General features: G+C 75.1%; 14 protein-coding genes and 1 riboswitch. Of the genes, 5 read left to right on the top strand and 9 right to left on the bottom strand.

Annotation, left to right across the window (positions count from 1 at the left end):
* Nucleotides 1-21 precede the first annotated feature (21 nt).
* Nucleotides 22-345: an Rv2175c family DNA-binding protein gene (locus tag ACI792_RS06200; RefSeq protein ID WP_456601828.1), complete on the bottom strand. Its 324-nt coding sequence runs from the start codon at nt 343-345 to the stop codon at nt 22-24.
* Between the two features lie 13 nt (nt 346-358).
* On the opposite strand from ACI792_RS06200, the gene ACI792_RS06195 reads away from it, so the two are divergent.
* The 4 genes from ACI792_RS06195 to ACI792_RS06180 all read left to right on the top strand — a co-directional run bounded on the left by ACI792_RS06195 (nt 359) and on the right by ACI792_RS06180 (nt 6,123).
* Nucleotides 359-1,495, top strand: a complete 1,137-nt coding sequence (locus tag ACI792_RS06195) for an alpha-hydroxy acid oxidase (RefSeq protein ID WP_456601827.1) — start codon at nt 359-361, stop codon at nt 1,493-1,495.
* A gap of 4 nt (nt 1,496-1,499) precedes the next feature.
* Nucleotides 1,500-1,584: riboswitch (ZMP/ZTP riboswitch) on the top strand.
* 23 nt (nt 1,585-1,607) lie between these two features.
* Nucleotides 1,608-3,074: a glycine hydroxymethyltransferase gene (locus ACI792_RS06190; RefSeq protein ID WP_456601826.1), complete on the top strand. Its 1,467-nt coding sequence runs from the start codon at nt 1,608-1,610 to the stop codon at nt 3,072-3,074.
* A 150-nt stretch (nt 3,075-3,224) separates the two neighbouring features.
* Nucleotides 3,225-5,207 (top strand): Stk1 family PASTA domain-containing Ser/Thr kinase, encoded by a 1,983-nt coding sequence (gene pknB / locus ACI792_RS06185; protein ID WP_456580937.1) that lies wholly within the window; start codon nt 3,225-3,227, stop codon nt 5,205-5,207.
* A gap of 4 nt (nt 5,208-5,211) precedes the next feature.
* Nucleotides 5,212-6,123, top strand: a complete 912-nt coding sequence (locus ACI792_RS06180; RefSeq protein ID WP_456601825.1) for a deoxyribonuclease IV — start codon at nt 5,212-5,214, stop codon at nt 6,121-6,123.
* A 74-nt stretch (nt 6,124-6,197) separates the two neighbouring features.
* On the opposite strand, the gene ACI792_RS06175 is transcribed toward ACI792_RS06180, so the two are convergent.
* The 3 genes from ACI792_RS06175 to ACI792_RS06165 form a co-directional block, all read right to left on the bottom strand.
* Nucleotides 6,198-7,259 carry a threonine aldolase family protein gene (locus ACI792_RS06175; protein WP_456601824.1) on the bottom strand — a complete coding sequence of 354 codons (1,062 nt, stop codon included), beginning with the start codon at nt 7,257-7,259 and terminating at the stop codon, nt 6,198-6,200.
* The gene (locus ACI792_RS06170; RefSeq protein ID WP_456601823.1) at nt 7,252-8,589 is read right to left on the bottom strand and encodes a class II 3-deoxy-7-phosphoheptulonate synthase; all 1,338 of its coding nucleotides are present in this window, start codon (nt 8,587-8,589) and stop codon (nt 7,252-7,254) included. The genes ACI792_RS06175 and ACI792_RS06170 overlap by 8 nt, the downstream gene beginning before the upstream one ends.
* Nucleotides 8,590-8,658: 69 nt before the next feature.
* On the bottom strand, nt 8,659-9,687 hold the full coding sequence (locus ACI792_RS06165) for a 6-phosphofructokinase (protein ID WP_456601822.1): 1,029 nt from the start codon (nt 9,685-9,687) through the stop codon (nt 8,659-8,661).
* A gap of 253 nt (nt 9,688-9,940) precedes the next feature.
* Here ACI792_RS06165 and ACI792_RS06160 point away from each other — a divergent pair, with 253 nt between their 5' ends.
* Nucleotides 9,941-12,091, top strand: coding sequence for a methyl-accepting chemotaxis protein (locus ACI792_RS06160; protein ID WP_456601821.1), 2,151 nt, complete (start codon nt 9,941-9,943; stop codon nt 12,089-12,091).
* A gap of 74 nt (nt 12,092-12,165) precedes the next feature.
* Here ACI792_RS06160 and ACI792_RS06155 read toward each other — a convergent pair whose 3' ends face one another.
* The 5 genes from ACI792_RS06155 to ACI792_RS06135 form a co-directional block, all read right to left on the bottom strand.
* Nucleotides 12,166-12,741: a hypothetical protein gene (locus tag ACI792_RS06155; RefSeq protein ID WP_456601820.1), complete on the bottom strand. Its 576-nt coding sequence runs from the start codon at nt 12,739-12,741 to the stop codon at nt 12,166-12,168.
* A gap of 114 nt (nt 12,742-12,855) precedes the next feature.
* Complete coding sequence (locus ACI792_RS06150) at nt 12,856-13,146, bottom strand: GlsB/YeaQ/YmgE family stress response membrane protein (protein WP_456601819.1); 291 nt, start codon at nt 13,144-13,146, stop codon at nt 12,856-12,858.
* Nucleotides 13,146-13,562 (bottom strand): STAS domain-containing protein, encoded by a 417-nt coding sequence (locus ACI792_RS06145; protein ID WP_456601818.1) that lies wholly within the window; start codon nt 13,560-13,562, stop codon nt 13,146-13,148. Before ACI792_RS06145 ends, ACI792_RS06150 begins: the two co-directional genes overlap by 1 nt.
* A 100-nt stretch (nt 13,563-13,662) precedes the next feature.
* Nucleotides 13,663-14,877, bottom strand: coding sequence for a PucR family transcriptional regulator (locus ACI792_RS06140; protein ID WP_456601817.1), 1,215 nt, complete (start codon nt 14,875-14,877; stop codon nt 13,663-13,665).
* Complete coding sequence (locus ACI792_RS06135) at nt 14,874-15,359, bottom strand: polyadenylate-specific 3'-exoribonuclease AS (protein ID WP_456580947.1); 486 nt, start codon at nt 15,357-15,359, stop codon at nt 14,874-14,876. The genes ACI792_RS06140 and ACI792_RS06135 overlap by 4 nt, the downstream gene beginning before the upstream one ends.
* Nucleotides 15,360-15,389: the final 30 nt, after the last annotated feature.

Raw genomic sequence — 15,389 nt, 5'->3', positions numbered from 1 at the left:
CCGGCCCCGGATGCACCGGGCTCAGAACGCCAGCGCCTGGGCCCGGCGGGTGACCTCGGTGTGCCGGTCGTCGCGCAGGGCCTGCACCGGCGTACCGGGCAGGGACGGGTCCTCGCGGAAGAGCCAGTCGAAGGCCTCCTCGTCGGTGAAGCCGCCGTCCTTCAGCACGGTCAGCAGGCCGGGCAGGTGCTTGAGGATCACGCCGTCCTGCACGAACGCGGCCGGGATCTTCCCGTTCCCGCTGCCGGGGACGGCCATCAGCTTCCGGTCGCGCAGCAGCTGGCGGACCCGGTTCGGCGAGGTGCCCAGCAGCTGGGCGACCTCCGCGGGGGTGAGCGTGTCCATAGAGTGTCAGCCTATGGCGAGCGGTGGATCAGCGAGCAGCCCGGTACCGGGACCGGCCGGGCAGGACCAGGCGGCGGAGATCGCCGAGGAGCCCGGGCAGGAGGCGCCCTTCGTCGACCTGGTGCGGCTGGAGGCCCGCTCGCGGGAACTCCTCCCCGAGCCGGTCTACGACTACTACGCCGGCGGCGCCGAGACCGAGACGACGATGGGCGAGGCGACGGCGGCCTGGCGCACCTGGCGGCTCCGGCCCCGGGTGCTGCGGGGCACCACCACCGCCTCGCTGGCCACCGAGCTGCTGGGCGCGCCGGTGGGCACCCCCATCGGCGTCGCCCCCTGGGCCTACCAGGCCATGGCCCACCCGGACGGCGAGCTGGCCACCGCCCGCGGCGCCGCCGCCAGCGGTGCCCTGATGACCGTGTCCACCAGCGCGACCACCAGCCTGGAGGAGGTCGCCGCCGTCGACCCCGGCAGCCCGAAGTGGTTCCAGCTGTACCGGCTGCACTCCGAGCGGCACACCGACGACCTCGCCCGCCGCGCCGGGGACGCCGGCTACCGCGCGCTGGTCATGACCGTCGACGTCCCGCTGCTGGGGCGCCGCCGCCGCGACCTGCGGCACGACTTCGTGCACCGCGCGGGCGTGCGGATGGCCAACCGGCCCCCGGAGGGCGAGGAGCCGACCCTGGACGGCCTGGCCACCGGCACCTGGACCTTCGACGAGATCGCCCGGTTCGGCCAGCTCTCCGGGCTGCCGGTGGTGGTCAAGGGCGTGCTCCGGGGCGACGACGCCATCCGCTGCGTGCAGGCCGGCGCCGCCGCGGTGTGGGTCACCACGCACGGGGGCCGGCAGGTCGACCCCGCGGTCAGCAGCGCCCAGGCGCTCCCCGAGGTGGTCGACGCCGTGGGCGAGGACGTGGAGGTCTACGCCGACGGCGGCATCCGTTCGGGGTCGGACGTGCTCACCGCGCTGGCGCTGGGCGCGTCGGCGGTCTTCCTCGGCCGGCCCATCGTCTGGGGGCTCGCCGCCGGCGGCGAGCAGGGCGTGGCGCGGGTCCTCGGGGGCCTCGCCGAGGAGCTCGAGCACACGATGGTCCTCTGCGGGCTGGACGACGTGCGGTCGGTGCCCGCCGATACCGTCGTGGCGGCGCGATAACCTCTCGGAGGGCCGTGACTGGCGCGTCGAGGTGGGCCACCACCGGGGAGCGGCCCGCACCACCGTCGCCGTGCGCCTGGGCACCTATCCGTCGTCCTGCGCAGGAGCCCCCATGACCACCGCCCCCCGCACCACCCACGCCTTCGACGGCACGGCCGCCTCGGCCGCCTACCGCAGCGCCCTCGAGGTGATCGGCGCCGTCGAGCCGCGGGTCGCCGACGCGATCAGCCAGGAGCTGACCGACCAGCGCGGCTCGCTGAAGCTCATCGCCAGCGAGAACTACGCCAGCCCGGCCGTGCTGCTCACCATGGGCAACTGGTTTAGCGACAAGTACGCCGAGGGCACGGTCGGGCACCGGTTCTACGCCGGCTGCCAGAACGTCGACACCGTCGAGGCGCTCGCCGCCGAGCACGCCCGCGAGCTGTTCGGCGCGCCCTACGCCTACGTGCAGCCGCACTCGGGCATCGACGCCAACCTCGTCGCGTTCTGGGCGGTGCTCGCGCAGCGGGTCGAGCTGCCCGCGCTGCAGCAGGCCGGCGCCCGGCACGTCAACGACCTCACGGACGCCGACTGGGCGACGCTGCGCCGCGCGCTGGGCGACCAGCGGATGCTCGGCATGTCGCTGGACGCCGGCGGCCACCTGACCCACGGGTTCCGCCCCAACATCAGCGGCAAGATGTTCGAGCAGTCGTCCTACGGCACCGATCCCGCCACGGGGCTGCTCGACTACGCCGCCGTCCGCGCCCGGGCCCGCGAGTTCCGGCCGCTCGTCCTCGTCGCCGGCTACTCCGCCTACCCGCGGCGGGTGGACTTCGCCGCGATGCGCGAGATCGCCGACGAGGTCGGCGCCACCCTGGTCGTCGACATGGCCCACTTCGCCGGCCTCGTCGCGGGCAAGGTGCTGACCGGTGACTTCGACCCGGTCCCGCACGCGCACATCGTCACCAGCACCAGCCACAAGTCCCTGCGCGGCCCGCGCGGCGGGTTCGTGCTCGCCCAGCCCGAGTTCGCCGACGCCGTCGACCGGGGCTGCCCGATGGTGCTCGGCGGGCCCCTCCCCCACGTCATGGCCGCCAAGGCGGTGGCGTTCGCCGAGGCCCGGCGTCCGGAGTTCGCCGGCTACGCCCAGGTGGTGGCCGACAACGCCCAGTGCCTCGCCGAGGGCCTGACCGCGCGCGGCGCCCGGCTGGTCACCGGCGGCACCGACAACCACCTGGTGCTGGTCGACGTCACCGGCTTCGGGCTCACCGGCCGCCAGGCGGAGTCCGCCCTGCTGGACGCCGGCATCGTCACCAACCGCAACGCCGTCCCGGCCGACCCGAACGGCGCCTGGTACACCTCCGGCATCCGGCTGGGCACCCCGGCGCTCACCAGCCGCGGCTTCGGCGCCGACGAGTTCGACCGGACGGCGGAGCTGATCGTCGACGTGCTCTCGGCCACCACCCCGACCGCGACCCGCGACGGCCGCGCCTCGCAGGCGAAGTACGTGGTCGCCGACGGCGTCGCCGAGCGCACCCGCGCGGCCGCCTCCGAGCTGCTCGCGGCGCACCCGCTCTACCCGGGCCTCGAGCTGGCGTGAGAGAGCCCGTCCTCCTCACCGCCGCCGTGCGGGCGGTGAGGAGGACGGGGTCCCCGACGTGAGGGACTACATGCGTCACAGGCGCCCCGTCGATACCCTTCGCCGCGTCGTGGAGCGACCAGCGCCCTCGGCGCTCCTACACTCGGCCGTGTGGACACCGCCGTGACCGACCCCGTGGTCGGCCTCGTTCTCGAGGGGCGCTACCGCCTCGAGGAGCGGGTGGCACGGGGTGGCATGTCGACCGTCTACGCAGCCACCGACCTCCGGCTGCACAAGACCGTCGCCGTCAAGGTGATGGCCGAGCACCTGGCGCACGACCCGACCTTCGTCGACCGGTTCACCCGCGAGGCGCGGGCCGCGGCGATGCTCAGCCACCCCAACGTCGTGGGCGTCAGCGACCAGGGCAGCGACCAGGGCCTGGTCTTCCTCGTCATGGAGCTGGTGCGCGGCCGGACGCTGCGCGACCTGCTCAGCGCCCGCGGGCGGCTCACCGTCGGCGAGGCGTTCGCCGTCCTCGAGCCCGTGCTCGCCGGGCTCACCGCCGCCCACCGCGCCGGCATCGTGCACCGGGACATCAAGCCCGAGAACGTGCTGATCGGCGTCGACGGCGTGGTCAAGGTGGCCGACTTCGGCCTGGCCCGCGCCGTCGTCGGCACCGGGCAGACCAGCCAGACCGGCGGGGTGCTCATCGGCACCGTCGCCTACCTCTCCCCCGAGCAGCTCGAGCGCGGCCGCGCCGACGCGCGCAGCGACATCTACGCCGCCGGGATCGTGCTCTACGAGATGCTCACCGGGCACCCGCCCTTCGGCGGGGACACCCCGCTCGCGGTGGCCTACCAGCACGTGCACCACGACGTCCCCGCCCCCTCGGCCGAGGTCCCCGGCCTGCCGTGGCAGGTCGACGAGCTGGTCGCCCGCACCACCCGCCGCGACCCCGCCGGCCGCCCGCTGGACGCCGGGGCGTTCCTCGCCGAGCTCACCGACGTCCGCACCGACCTCGGCATCGAGCCGGTCCCGGTGCCCACCGGGCAGAGCGCCGGCCCCGGCACGCTGCGGCCGACCAACCGGTCGACCCGCCCCCGTCCCGGCCACCCGAGCAACCCCGGCACCGCGGTGCTCCCCGACCGCGCGGCCCGGTCGGGGCGCACCAGCATGCTGCCCGGGATGGGCGCCGGGCCCACGACCGACGTGCACGGCCGCCGTCCCGGCCCGGCCCGGCCGCGCCCCGGCGTGCCCGACCACGTCCGCCGGCGCCGCGCCCGGCTGCTGATCGCCGTCGTCCTGCTGATGGCGATCACGGTGGGCGCGGTCGGCTGGTGGCTCGGCTCCGGGCGCTGGACCGACGTCCCCGCGCTGACCGGCAAGCAGGAGAGCGCGGCCATCGACCTGCTGCAGGACGCCGGCCTCGACCCCGACCCGGTGGTGCAGGAGTGGAGCGAGACGGTGCCCGCGGGCGTCGTGATCTCCACCGATCCGGCCTCGGGCGAGGTCATCCGCGGCACCGACGTCCGCGTCGTCGTCTCCAAGGGCCTCGAGCGCTACACCGTGGCGCCCGAGCTCGTCGGCCTGCCCGTCGACGACGTGGAAGCGCGCCTGCAGGCCGACCTGCCCATCCAGCTCACCCGGGGTCAGGCGTTCGACGACCAGGTGCCCGCGGGCCACGTCGTCGCCTTCGACCCGCCGGCCGGCACCGCGCTCAAGCGTGACCAGGTGGTGACGGTCGTGGTGAGCCAGGGCCGGGCGCCGGTCGCCGTCCCGGACGTCACCGGGCAGACCCCGGAGCAGGCGACGTCGAACCTCGAGGCGCTGGGCTTCGTGGTCCAGCGCGGCGAGGACGGGCGCAGCGACCAGGTCGACGAGGGCGAGGTCATGGCGGTCGAGCCGGGCCCTGGCGCCGGCCCGGTCGCCTACGGCAGCACCGTGCGCATCCAGGTCTCGGCCGGTGTCCCGCTGGTCACCGTGCCCGACGTGGTCGGCCGGAGCGGCGACGAGGCCGAGTCGATCCTGCGGCAGGCGGGCCTCGAGGTCGAGGCCACGCGTTTCTTCGGCAACCGGGTGCTGCGGCAGAGCCCCGCGGCCGGCGAGAGCGTCGAGCGCGGCACCCCCGTGACGATCCTGCTCTCCTTCGGATAGGCCCGTGTCGGACGTTCCCCCCGGTGTGCCGCCGATCGGCGCGCACATCCAGATCAAGGGCGGCCTCGCCAAGGGCGGCCTGCCCTACACCGACGCCGTCGGCGCCCGCGCCGTGCAGGTGTTCGTGGGCAACCCGCGCGGCTGGAAGCTGACCGACGGGGACGCGAAGCAGGACGCGCTGTTCACCGCCGGCTGCGCCGAGCGCGGAGTGCCGTCGTTCATCCACACGCCGTTCCTGGTCAACGTCGGCTCCCCGACCGAGGCCACCGTGAGCCAGTCGATCGCGTCGATCGCGCACAACCTCCGGCGCGGGGCGCAGCTGGGCTGCCAGGGCGTCGTGGTGCACGCCGGGTCCGCCGTGGGCGAGGACCGCTACGAGCCGGCGCTGCGCCAGCTGCACGAGCAGCTGCTGCCCGTGCTCGAGGCCGCCGACCCCGACGGGCCGCGGCTGCTGGTCGAGCCGACGGCCGGTGGCGGCAAGGCGCTGGCCGCCACCGTCGAGGACCTGGGCCCGTACTTCGCCGCGCTGGAGCACCACCCGCTCGTCGGCGTGTGCTTCGACACCTGCCACGCCTGGGCGGCCGGGCACGACCTCGCCGTCCCCGGCGGCATGTCGGCGACCCTCGACGCGCTCGAGGCGACCGTCGGCCCCGGCCGGCTCGGCCTGGTGCACGTGAACGACTCGCTGGACACCTGCGGGTCCAAGCGCGACCGGCACACGACCATCGGTGAGGGCCTGATCGGCTCCGGCGCCTACGGCACCGGCCCGTTCGCGGAGCTGGTGCGGCACCGCACGACGGCGGGGGTGCCCATGGTCGTGGAGACCCCGAGCCTGCGGGACGGCGACCCGTGCGGTGGCCACGCCGCGGACATCAAGCTGCTGAACAGCCTGATCGGCGACCCGCTCGCCGCCTGACCTGGCGGGATCTGCGCACGCGGCCCGAGCGGGCGCGACGCCGGCACGGCCCGGGGTGCCGGCGCGGAGGCCCGCTAGCGGTCGAGCAGCTCGGCGAGGACGTCGGCGGCGCGCTCGACGGCGGCCCGGTCGACGTCCAGGTGGGTGACGAGCCGGACCCTGCGGGCGCTGACCTGGCTGACCAGCACGCCCTCGGCCTTCGCCGCCTCGGCGAGCATCGGCGCCTCGACGTCGTCCAGCACCACCATGTTGGTCTCCACCGACGCCGGGTCGACGCCGAGCCGCTTGGCCAGGAGTTGGGCGTGGTCGTGGTCCTCCCGCAGCCGGGGCAGGTGGTGGTCGAGCGCGTAGGTGCAGGCGGCCGCCAGGACGCCGACCTGCCGCATGCCGCCGCCGAGGCGCTTGCGCCAGAGCCGCGCGGTCGCGATCCGCTCCGCCGACGCCACCAGCACCGAGCCGACGGGCGTCCCGAGGCCCTTGGAGAAGCAGACCGACGCGGTGTCGGCCAGCCCGCCGTAGGTGGACAGCGGCACCCCGGACGCCACGTGCGCGTTCCAGATCCGCGCCCCGTCGAGGTGCACCGCCACACCCGCCGACCGCGACCAGTCCCAGAGCTCCTGCAGCTGGTCCAGCGGCTGCACGAGCCCGCCGCCGCGGTTGTGCGTGTTCTCCACGGCGATCGCCGCGGTGGCCGTGAGGTGCCAGTTGTCCTGCGGCCGGACCTGCTCGACGAGCTGCCGGGCGTCCAGTCGCCCGCCGGCCGACACCACGGTGCGCGTGGAGATCCCGAAGATCGCCGCCGCGGCGCCCATCTCGTAGGTGACGACGTGGGCGTCGGCGTCGCAGAGGACCTCCTGCCCGGGCTCGCAGACCAGACGCATCCCGATCTGGTTGCCCATGGTCCCGCTGGGCACGAACAGCGCGGCCTCGTGCCCGAACAGCTCCGCCACCCGCTCCTCGAGCGCGGTGACCGACGGGTCCTCGACGTAGACGTCGTCGCCGACCTCGGCCTCGGCCATCGCCCGCCGCATGCCCGGGGTCGGCCTCGTGACCGTGTCCGACCGGAGGTCTACGGCCCCCTGCAGGGCCCCGCCGCGAGCCTGCGAGCGGTGGGGGGCAGGGAGTTCTTCAGCCACGCAGCATCTCCGCGACCAGGAACGCCAGCTCCAGGGACTGCCCGGTGTTCAGCCGCGGGTCGCACGCCGTCTCGTACCGGCTGTCGAGGTCCTCGTCGCTGATCTCCATCGCGCCGCCCAGGCACTCGGTGACGTCCTCACCGGTGAGCTCGACGTGGATGCCCCCGGGCCAGGTGCCCAGCGCCCGGTGCACGTCGAAGAAGCCGAGCACCTCGTCGACGACGCGGTCGAAGTGGCGGGTCTTGTAGCCGGTCGGCGACTCGTGGGTGTTGCCGTGCATCGGGTCGCACTGCCACACCACCCGGTGGCCGCTCGCGGTCACCTTCTCCACGATGCCCGGGAGGACGTCGCGGATCTTGCCGTTGCCCATGCGGCTGATCAGCGTCAGCTTGCCGGGGATGCCGTCGGGGTCCAGGCGCTCGACGAGTTCGGTGGCCTGCTCGGGCGTCGTCGTCGGGCCGATCTTCACGCCGATCGGGTTGGCCAGCTTGGAGACGAACTCGATGTGCGCGCCGTCCATCTGCCGGGTGCGCTCGCCGACCCAGACGAAGTGCGCGCTCAATGCGTACGGGCGGCCCTCGTGCATGCGGAGCAGCGCCCGCTCGTAGTCGAGGATCAGGGCCTCGTGCGAGTTGAACAGCTCCACCCCGCGCAGGGCGTCGGAGTCGATGCCGCAGGCGCGCATGAACGCCAGCGCCCGGTCGATCTCGCGGGCGATGACCTCGTACCGCACGCCGGCCGGCGAGTTGGCCACGAAGTCGCGGTTCCAGTCGTGCACGGCGTGCAGATCGGCCAGGCCGCCGCGGGCGTAGGCCCGGATCATGTTCATGGCGGCGGCGGAGTTGGCGTAGGCCCGCACCAGCCGGTTCGGGTCGGGGATCCGCTTCTCGAGGACCGGCTCCAGCGAGTTCACCATGTCGCCGCGGTAGGACGGCAGGCCGAGGGCGTCGGTGTCCGACGAGCGCGGCTTGGCGTACTGGCCGGCCACCCGGCCCACCTTGACGACGGGCACGCTCGCCCCGTAGGTGAGGACGACGGCCATCTGCAGCATCGTGCGCGTGGTGGCCTGCAGGTGCGGCTCGGTGTTGAGGTCGAAGGTCTCCGCGCAGTCGCCGCCCTGGAGCAGGAACGCCTTGCCCTGGGCGACGTCGGCCAGCTGCGCGCGCAGCGTGTCGACCTCGCTCGGGGCGACGATCGGCGGGACGGTGGACAGGGTCTCCAGCACGGCGTCCAGGGCCGCGCGGTCGGGCCACCGCGGCTGCTGGGCGGCGGGCAGCTCCCGCCACCGGTCCAGACCGGGTACCAGCTCGGCAGGTTCGGGGAGGCTCACGCCCCCGAGAGTACGGCGGACACCCGCTGCCACCAGAGGCCGTGTCGCCGGTTCCGCACTTCGGGGGTCTCAGCCGAAGAAGACCTCGGCCTCCGCGTACCGCTCGGCGGGCACCAGCTTGAGCTGCGCGGTCGCCTCGCCCAGCGAGACGCGGACGATGTCCGTGCCCCGCAGGGCCACCATGACCCCGGTCTCCCCCGCGTGCACCGCCGACACCGCGGCCAGGCCGAACCGCGTCGCGAGCACCCGGTCGAACGGCGACGGGGTGCCGCCGCGCTGGACGTGCCCGAGGACGACGGCGCGGGCCTCCCGCCCGGTCCGCTCCTCGAGCAGCGCGGCCAGCGCCGGGCCCACCCCGCCCAGGCGCACGTGGCCGAAGGCGTCCTTCTCCCCCGTGGCGACCACCATGCCGCCGTCCTTGGGCTGCGCCCCCTCCGAGACGACGATGATCGGCGAGTAGCCCGAGTCGAACCGGTGCCGCACGTGGTCGAGGACCGCCTCCACGTCGAAGGGGTGCTCGGGGATGAGGATCACCGTGGCCCCACCGGCCATGCCGGCGTGCAGCGCGATCCACCCGGCGTGCCGGCCCATCACCTCGACGACCAGGGCGCGGTGGTGGCTGTCGCCGGTGGTGTGCAGCCGGTCGATGGCCTCCATCGCGACGCCGACGGCGGTGTCGAACCCGAAGGTGTAGTCGGTGGCGTCGAGGTCGTTGTCGATGGTCTTGGGCACGCCCACCACGCGCACCCGCCCGGTCGCGGCCAGGCGGGCGGCGACGCCGAGGGTGTCCTCCCCGCCGATGGGCACGAGGGCGTCGACCCCGGAGCGCCGCAGCGTGTCCAGCACCCGCTCGGGACCGCCCTCGACGGCGTAGGGGTTGGTGCGGGACGTGCCCAGGATGGTTCCACCCCGCGGCAGCAGGCCGCGGACCGACGCCAGGTCCAGCGGGACGCCGTCGTCCTCCAGCAGGCCGCGCCAGCCGTCCCGGAAGCCGATCACCTCGTCGCCGAGCTCGCCGACGCCCTTGCGCACGACCGCACGGATCACCGCGTTGAGGCCGGGGCAGTCACCGCCGCCGGTCAGGATGCCGATGCGCATGCGTCCCTCCGCGGAACCGGCCGGGCGGCACCCGGGTGTGCCGCCCATGATGCCGCAGGTCACCGCCCCGTCCAGCCTTTCGGGCACCGCCGTCGTCCCCGGCTGCGGCGGGTGGCCGGATCGCGCCCCACCCGGTCACCCGCAGGTCACGATCCGTCCCACCCCGCCCGCTCCGGTACCGGGCCGGCCGTTACCTGCCGAGACAGCTCCTGGCAGCGACACCGGGTCGCTGCCGTGACCCGGAAGGCCGACGATGCGCTGGACCTCCCTCCCCGCCTGGACGACGCCGTCCGGCTGGGGCATCCGCACCAAGGTGGTGGCGCTGGCGGTGGCCAGCGTGGCCGTGACCGGGGTGGCCATGGGTGGCGTGAGCGCCTGGCAGAGCAGCCGCTTCGCCGACGACGCCGCCCGTGACATGGACGCGCTCGTCGAGGAGGACATCAGCCGCGCGGCCCGCGGGACCTACGACGTCGTCGCCACCCAGGGCGCCTCGACCGCCGCCAAGGTCGACTCGGACCTGGCCACCGCCCGATACGTCCTGCAGCAGTCCGGCGGCTTCGCCGTCGACGACTCCGGCCGCGGGCTGGTCGCCTGGGACGCCAAGAACCAGATGAACGGCGAGGTCACCCCCGTCGCCCTGCCCCGCGTGCTGGTCGGGGGGCAATGGCTGGGGAAGAACAGCGACGCCGCCGTCCCCACCCCGGTGGTCGACACCATCAAGGAGATGGTCGGCGCCACCGTCACGATCTTCCAGAAGACGCCCTCCGGCGACTTCCTGCGGGTGGCGACGAACGTCCAGACCGCCACCGGCACGCGCGCCATCGGCACCTACATCCCGGCGGTGAACCCCGACGGCAAGCCCAACCCGGTCGCGGCGGCGGTCAGCGGCGGGCAGACCTACCGCGGCAACGCCTTCGTCGTCGACTCCTGGCTGGTGTCGGCCTACGAGCCGATCCTCGGGCCCGCGGGCGACGTGGTCGGGGTGCTCTACGTCGGGGTGAAGCAGGAGAACCTGCCCGCGCTCCGCGAGGGGCTGCAGGCCACCACCATCGGCGAGAACGGCCACGTCGAGGTCTACGGCGGCACCGGCGACCGCGCCGGCACGGTCCTGATCAGCCCCGACGGCAGCCGCGACGGCGAACAGCTGCTCGACGCCACGGACGCCGACGGCGTCCCCTACGTGCGGCAGATCGTCGACGCCGCGCTGCCGCTCCAGGACGGCGAGCAGGCGACCGTCCGCTACGACGACCCCGAGGCCGGCCCGACCACCGTCCGGGTGTCCTACTACGCCCCCTGGGACTGGGTCATCGCCACCGTCGCGCGCGACGCCGACTTCGCCGGCGCCGAGGAGTCCCTGGAGTCCGGTCGCTCGTCGATGGTGTGGGCCATGGTCGTCGCCGCCCTGGTGATCGCCGTGCTGGGCGGGGTGCTCGCCCGGTGGGTCGGCCACCGGCTGACCCGGCCGCTGACCCACCTGCGCGACCGGATGGCCGAGATCGCCGACGGGGAGGGCGACCTGACCCAGCGGATGGACGACTCCCGCGACGACGAGGTCGGGCAGCTCTCCGGCGCCTTCAACCGCTTCGTCGACAAGGTCGCCGGCACGGTGCGCGACATCCACCGCTGCGCGCAGGAGGTCGCCGCCTCCGCGGCCGGGGTGTCCGCGGTGGCCGACGGCCTGGCCCAGCGGGCCGCCCGCAGCCGCGACCAGGCCCAGGGGGCGCACGGCGTGGCGTCGGAGATCAGCAGCAGCGTCTCCTCCGCCGCGGCCGGCGCCGAGGAGATGGGCGCCTCGATCACCGAGATCGCCCGCAGCGCCGCCGAGGCCGCGGAGGTCGGCCGTCAGGCGGCCGCGCTCGCCGAGCAGACCGAGACGACGATCGCCGCGCTCGGCGCCAGCTCCGCGGAGATCGGTGACGTCGTGAAGGTGATCTCGGGCGTGGCCGAGCAGACCAACCTGCTGGCCCTCAACGCCACCATCGAGGCGGCGCGCGCCGGTGACGCGGGCAAGGGCTTCGCCGTCGTGGCCAACGAGGTCAAGGACCTCGCCCAGGAGGCGGCCAAGGCCAGCGAGGAGATCGCCCAGCGGGTGCAGGGCATCCAGTCCGAGACGACCGAGGCGGTGCGGTCGATCTCGCGGATCGCCGACGTCGTCCGGGCGATCAACGACCACCAGACGACGATCGCCAGCGCGGTCGAGGAGCAGACGGCGACCACCCGGGAGCTCAGCCGCAGCGTCGCCACCGCGGCCGAGGGCGCCGGCGCCGTCACCACCACGCTCACCTCGGTGAGCCGCGACGCCGACGACAGCGCCACCGACGTCGAGCGGGCCCGTTCCGCGGCGCGGGAGCTCGACGGGCTCTCCAAGGAGCTCAACCGGCTGCTCGCGGCCTTCACCGTCTGATCCGGCGCCCGCGCCGCCGAGGCCCTCCCCGGAACTCCTCCGGGGAGGGCCTCGGCCACCGGGTGGGCCTCCGATCAGCCGGCTCCGTCGCGGTCGGCCCTCAGGTAGGGCCGCGGCGACCGGCCTCCCGCGGCCACCCACGCCGCGACCCCGTCCGGGTCCCTGCGGCTCAGCTCGTCGAGCAGCAGGGCACGCACCTCGACGACCCGGTCGCGGTGCTGCCCGGACCGGAGGATCTCCTCGGTCTCCACCCACCGGTCGGCCAGTTCGGCCGTGGGGAGCACGGGCAGGACGTCCGCGACCCCGGCGGCCGCGCCGACCTCGACCGCGGGGTCCTCGGCCAGCCGGTCGGCCGCCACCAGGGAGCCGACGACGAGCAGCACGAGCACGACCAACCCGCCCAGGGAGCCCAGGACCGGCAGGGCCGCTCCGAACGGCACGAGCAGGATCCCTGCCCCCGCGGCCCGGACGACGAGCCGGCGGGACGCCGCCTCGCGGGGGAAGCCCCCGTCCGCGAGCGCCAACGTCCCGCCGAGGAGCAGCCCCAGGGTCGGGCCGTGCACGAGCGTCACCTGCCAGGGCGCCACCAGGGCGCCGACGAGCGCCGGGCCCAGCAACGACGCGATCACCAGCACCCGGCTCCAGCGCACCGCCCTCCGCCACAGCGCGCGTCGCCAGGCCGTCGACGGGAGGAGCGCGCCTGCGGACGCCGGGGTCGGTGGCGGTTCCGGCGGGAGCGGCGCGGCCGTGCCCATGACCGTGGATCAGGCCGCGCCGCGTGCGTCCGTGCCGGATCCCCGCCGTGCAGAGATCCGGTTGTAGACGACGAGCACGATCACCGCCCCGATGACCGCCCCGATGATCCCCGCCGGGCCGAAGCCCCGGTCGCGGAAGCCACCGAAGAGCAGACCGAGGAGGAGGCCGCCCACGATCGAGCCGGACACCCCGAGCAGCAGGGTGCCGACCAGGCTCATCGAGTCCTTGCCGGGCACGAGCGCACGAGCGAGGAAGCCGGCGACCAGGCCGACGACGAGCAGCCAGAGCAGGGAGAGCATCAGAACTCCGTCCGGTCGGTGGGGTGGCCCATGAGCCGGAGCAGCCGGCGCACCGGCGGTGACGCGGCCACCAGGACCACGTCACCGTCCAGCGCCGGCGACAGCCCGTGCGAGTTGGCGAAGGTGACCCCGGACAGGTCCAGGGCGAGCACGCCGTCGTGGGTGGAGCGGACGTGGGCCAGCACGGCCTCGAGCAGTTCCCGGCCGACGAGGTCCAGCTCCCCGGAGACCGCGACCACCGGCTGCCGCCCGTCGCGCCGCACCTCCAGGAAGAGCTCCCCCAGGTGCCCGCGCGGGACCGGTCGCTCGTGCGGGGGCACGGCCGGACGTCGCCGGCGCGCCACCACCGGCCGCCGGGGTGGCAGTGCGGCGGAAGGGGCGCGGAAGCGGGGAACCGGGTGGGTGCTCCGTGTCATGCGCCGACGCTAGGCGGGGTGCGCGCCGGCGCGTCAGGTCCCGGCCCGGACGACTACCGGGCGCGGTCCTTGCCGGGACCCGGCAACCCGACCCCTCCTGCTAGGCGGTGCCGAGCGGCGTCGTGGGCCAGTCGAGCAACCGGGCCCCGGTCACCGCGACCATGAGCGCGAACTGGTCCGCCGGAGCCCCGGGGTCGTAGCCGGTCAGTTCCCGCACGCGCTGCAGGCGGTAGGTCACCGCCCGGACGCTCAGGTGCAGGCGGCGGGCGGCCGACGCCGCGTTGCGCCCGTCCGCGAAGTACGCCTCCACCGTCGCCACGAGCGGCCCTGCCCCGCCGCGGGCCCCGGTGAGCGGTCCGAGCACCGTGCCGACCAGGTCGGAGATGGCCTCCTCGTCCCGTAGCAGGACCCGGTAGACGAGCATGTCCCGCGCATGGACGACGCGATCAGGCAGCCCGAGCCGTTCGGCCACCTCCAGGGCGTCCACCGCCTCCCGGTACGAGCGCGGCACACCGCGCGGACCCGGGTGCGAACGCCCCACCCCGACGCGCCACTCCGGTCGCCGGGTCAGCCGGGCCACGGCCGGGCCGGCGGCCTCCGCCAGCTCCCGGCCGTCGGCCTCCGCCGGGCCGTCCGCGGCGCCGGAGGACAGCACGCTGACCAGGCGGCCGTCCTTGGCGGTGACGAGCACGGCGCGGTCGCCGAACCGCAGCCGCGCCTCGTCCTCGAGCCACCTCGTCAGGGGCATCCCCGAATCGGTCGGCCGGTCGGTGGCCGCCACCGTCACGGTGTGGCTGCCGGTGAGGGCCATACCCAGCCGGGCCGCGCGCTCCACCAGGGAGCCGACCTCCGACCGGCCGGTGAGCAGGTCGTCCACGAACTCGCGCCGGAAGGCCTCCTCCCGGCGGACCACCTCGCGCTGGGCCTCGTCGTGCCCGGCCGCCAGCGCGCCGAGGGCGGTGTCGGCGCCCCGCCACACGGACTCACCCACCGCCACCAGGTCCGACGACCGCGGCGACCGGCCGCGGACGTCCCCGATCAGCTGCGGCAGACGCGACCAGAGCCGGCGCGAGGCGCTCATGTAGAGGTCCACCAGCGCCGGCAACCCGACCCCCCGCCGCGCGGCCTCGGCACCCAGGGACCGGCAGTGCGCCTCCTCGTCCCGGCTGAGGGACCTGCCCTGCACGGCGACGTCGACCAGGGTGGCCAGGTACCCGCCCAGCAGGGCGGGGGGCAGCCCGTGCTCGCGCGCGGCGGCGGCACCGACCTCCGCCACCACCTCGGCCGCCCGGTCCTCGCCGGCGTGCGAGGTCATCCCCCGGCCGACTCGATCGCCCGCCACCGCGCCAGGTTGTACCGGGCGTCGACCAGCGCGTCGTGCGTGCCCTGGGGCTTGGGCGGGAGCGGCGGCTGCCCGCGGTCGTCCCAGCGCTGGCGCAGCTCCCGGGTGAGCCGCGGGATCGGCCGCGGCAGGGCCGGCATCGCGCCCCACAGCTGGCACAGCGCCACGTGGTCGTAGGCGGCGAACCAGGCCCAGAGCTCGATCTCCTCCCCCGGCGCGGTGAGGAAGGAGAGCAGGTCCTCGCGGATGCGCTCCCGGCTGCGCCACGCCCTGTCCGCGGGAGGGGGCAGCTGGTCGAGCACGTTGCGACGCACCCACGGGATCGCCTTGCCCGGGTCGAACTCGGTGCTGACGGCGTAGAACTCGCGCCCGGACTCGTCCACGACGCCGATGGAGACGAGGTCGATGGTGGTGCCGTCCTCGATGAACTCGGTGTCGTAGAAGTAGCGGCGCACGGCGTCCACCGTAGGGGGGCGGCCGGATGC

The organism is Blastococcus sp. SYSU DS0669 (assembly GCF_054050895.1).
This window is presented reverse-complemented; position numbering and strand designations above follow the sequence as displayed.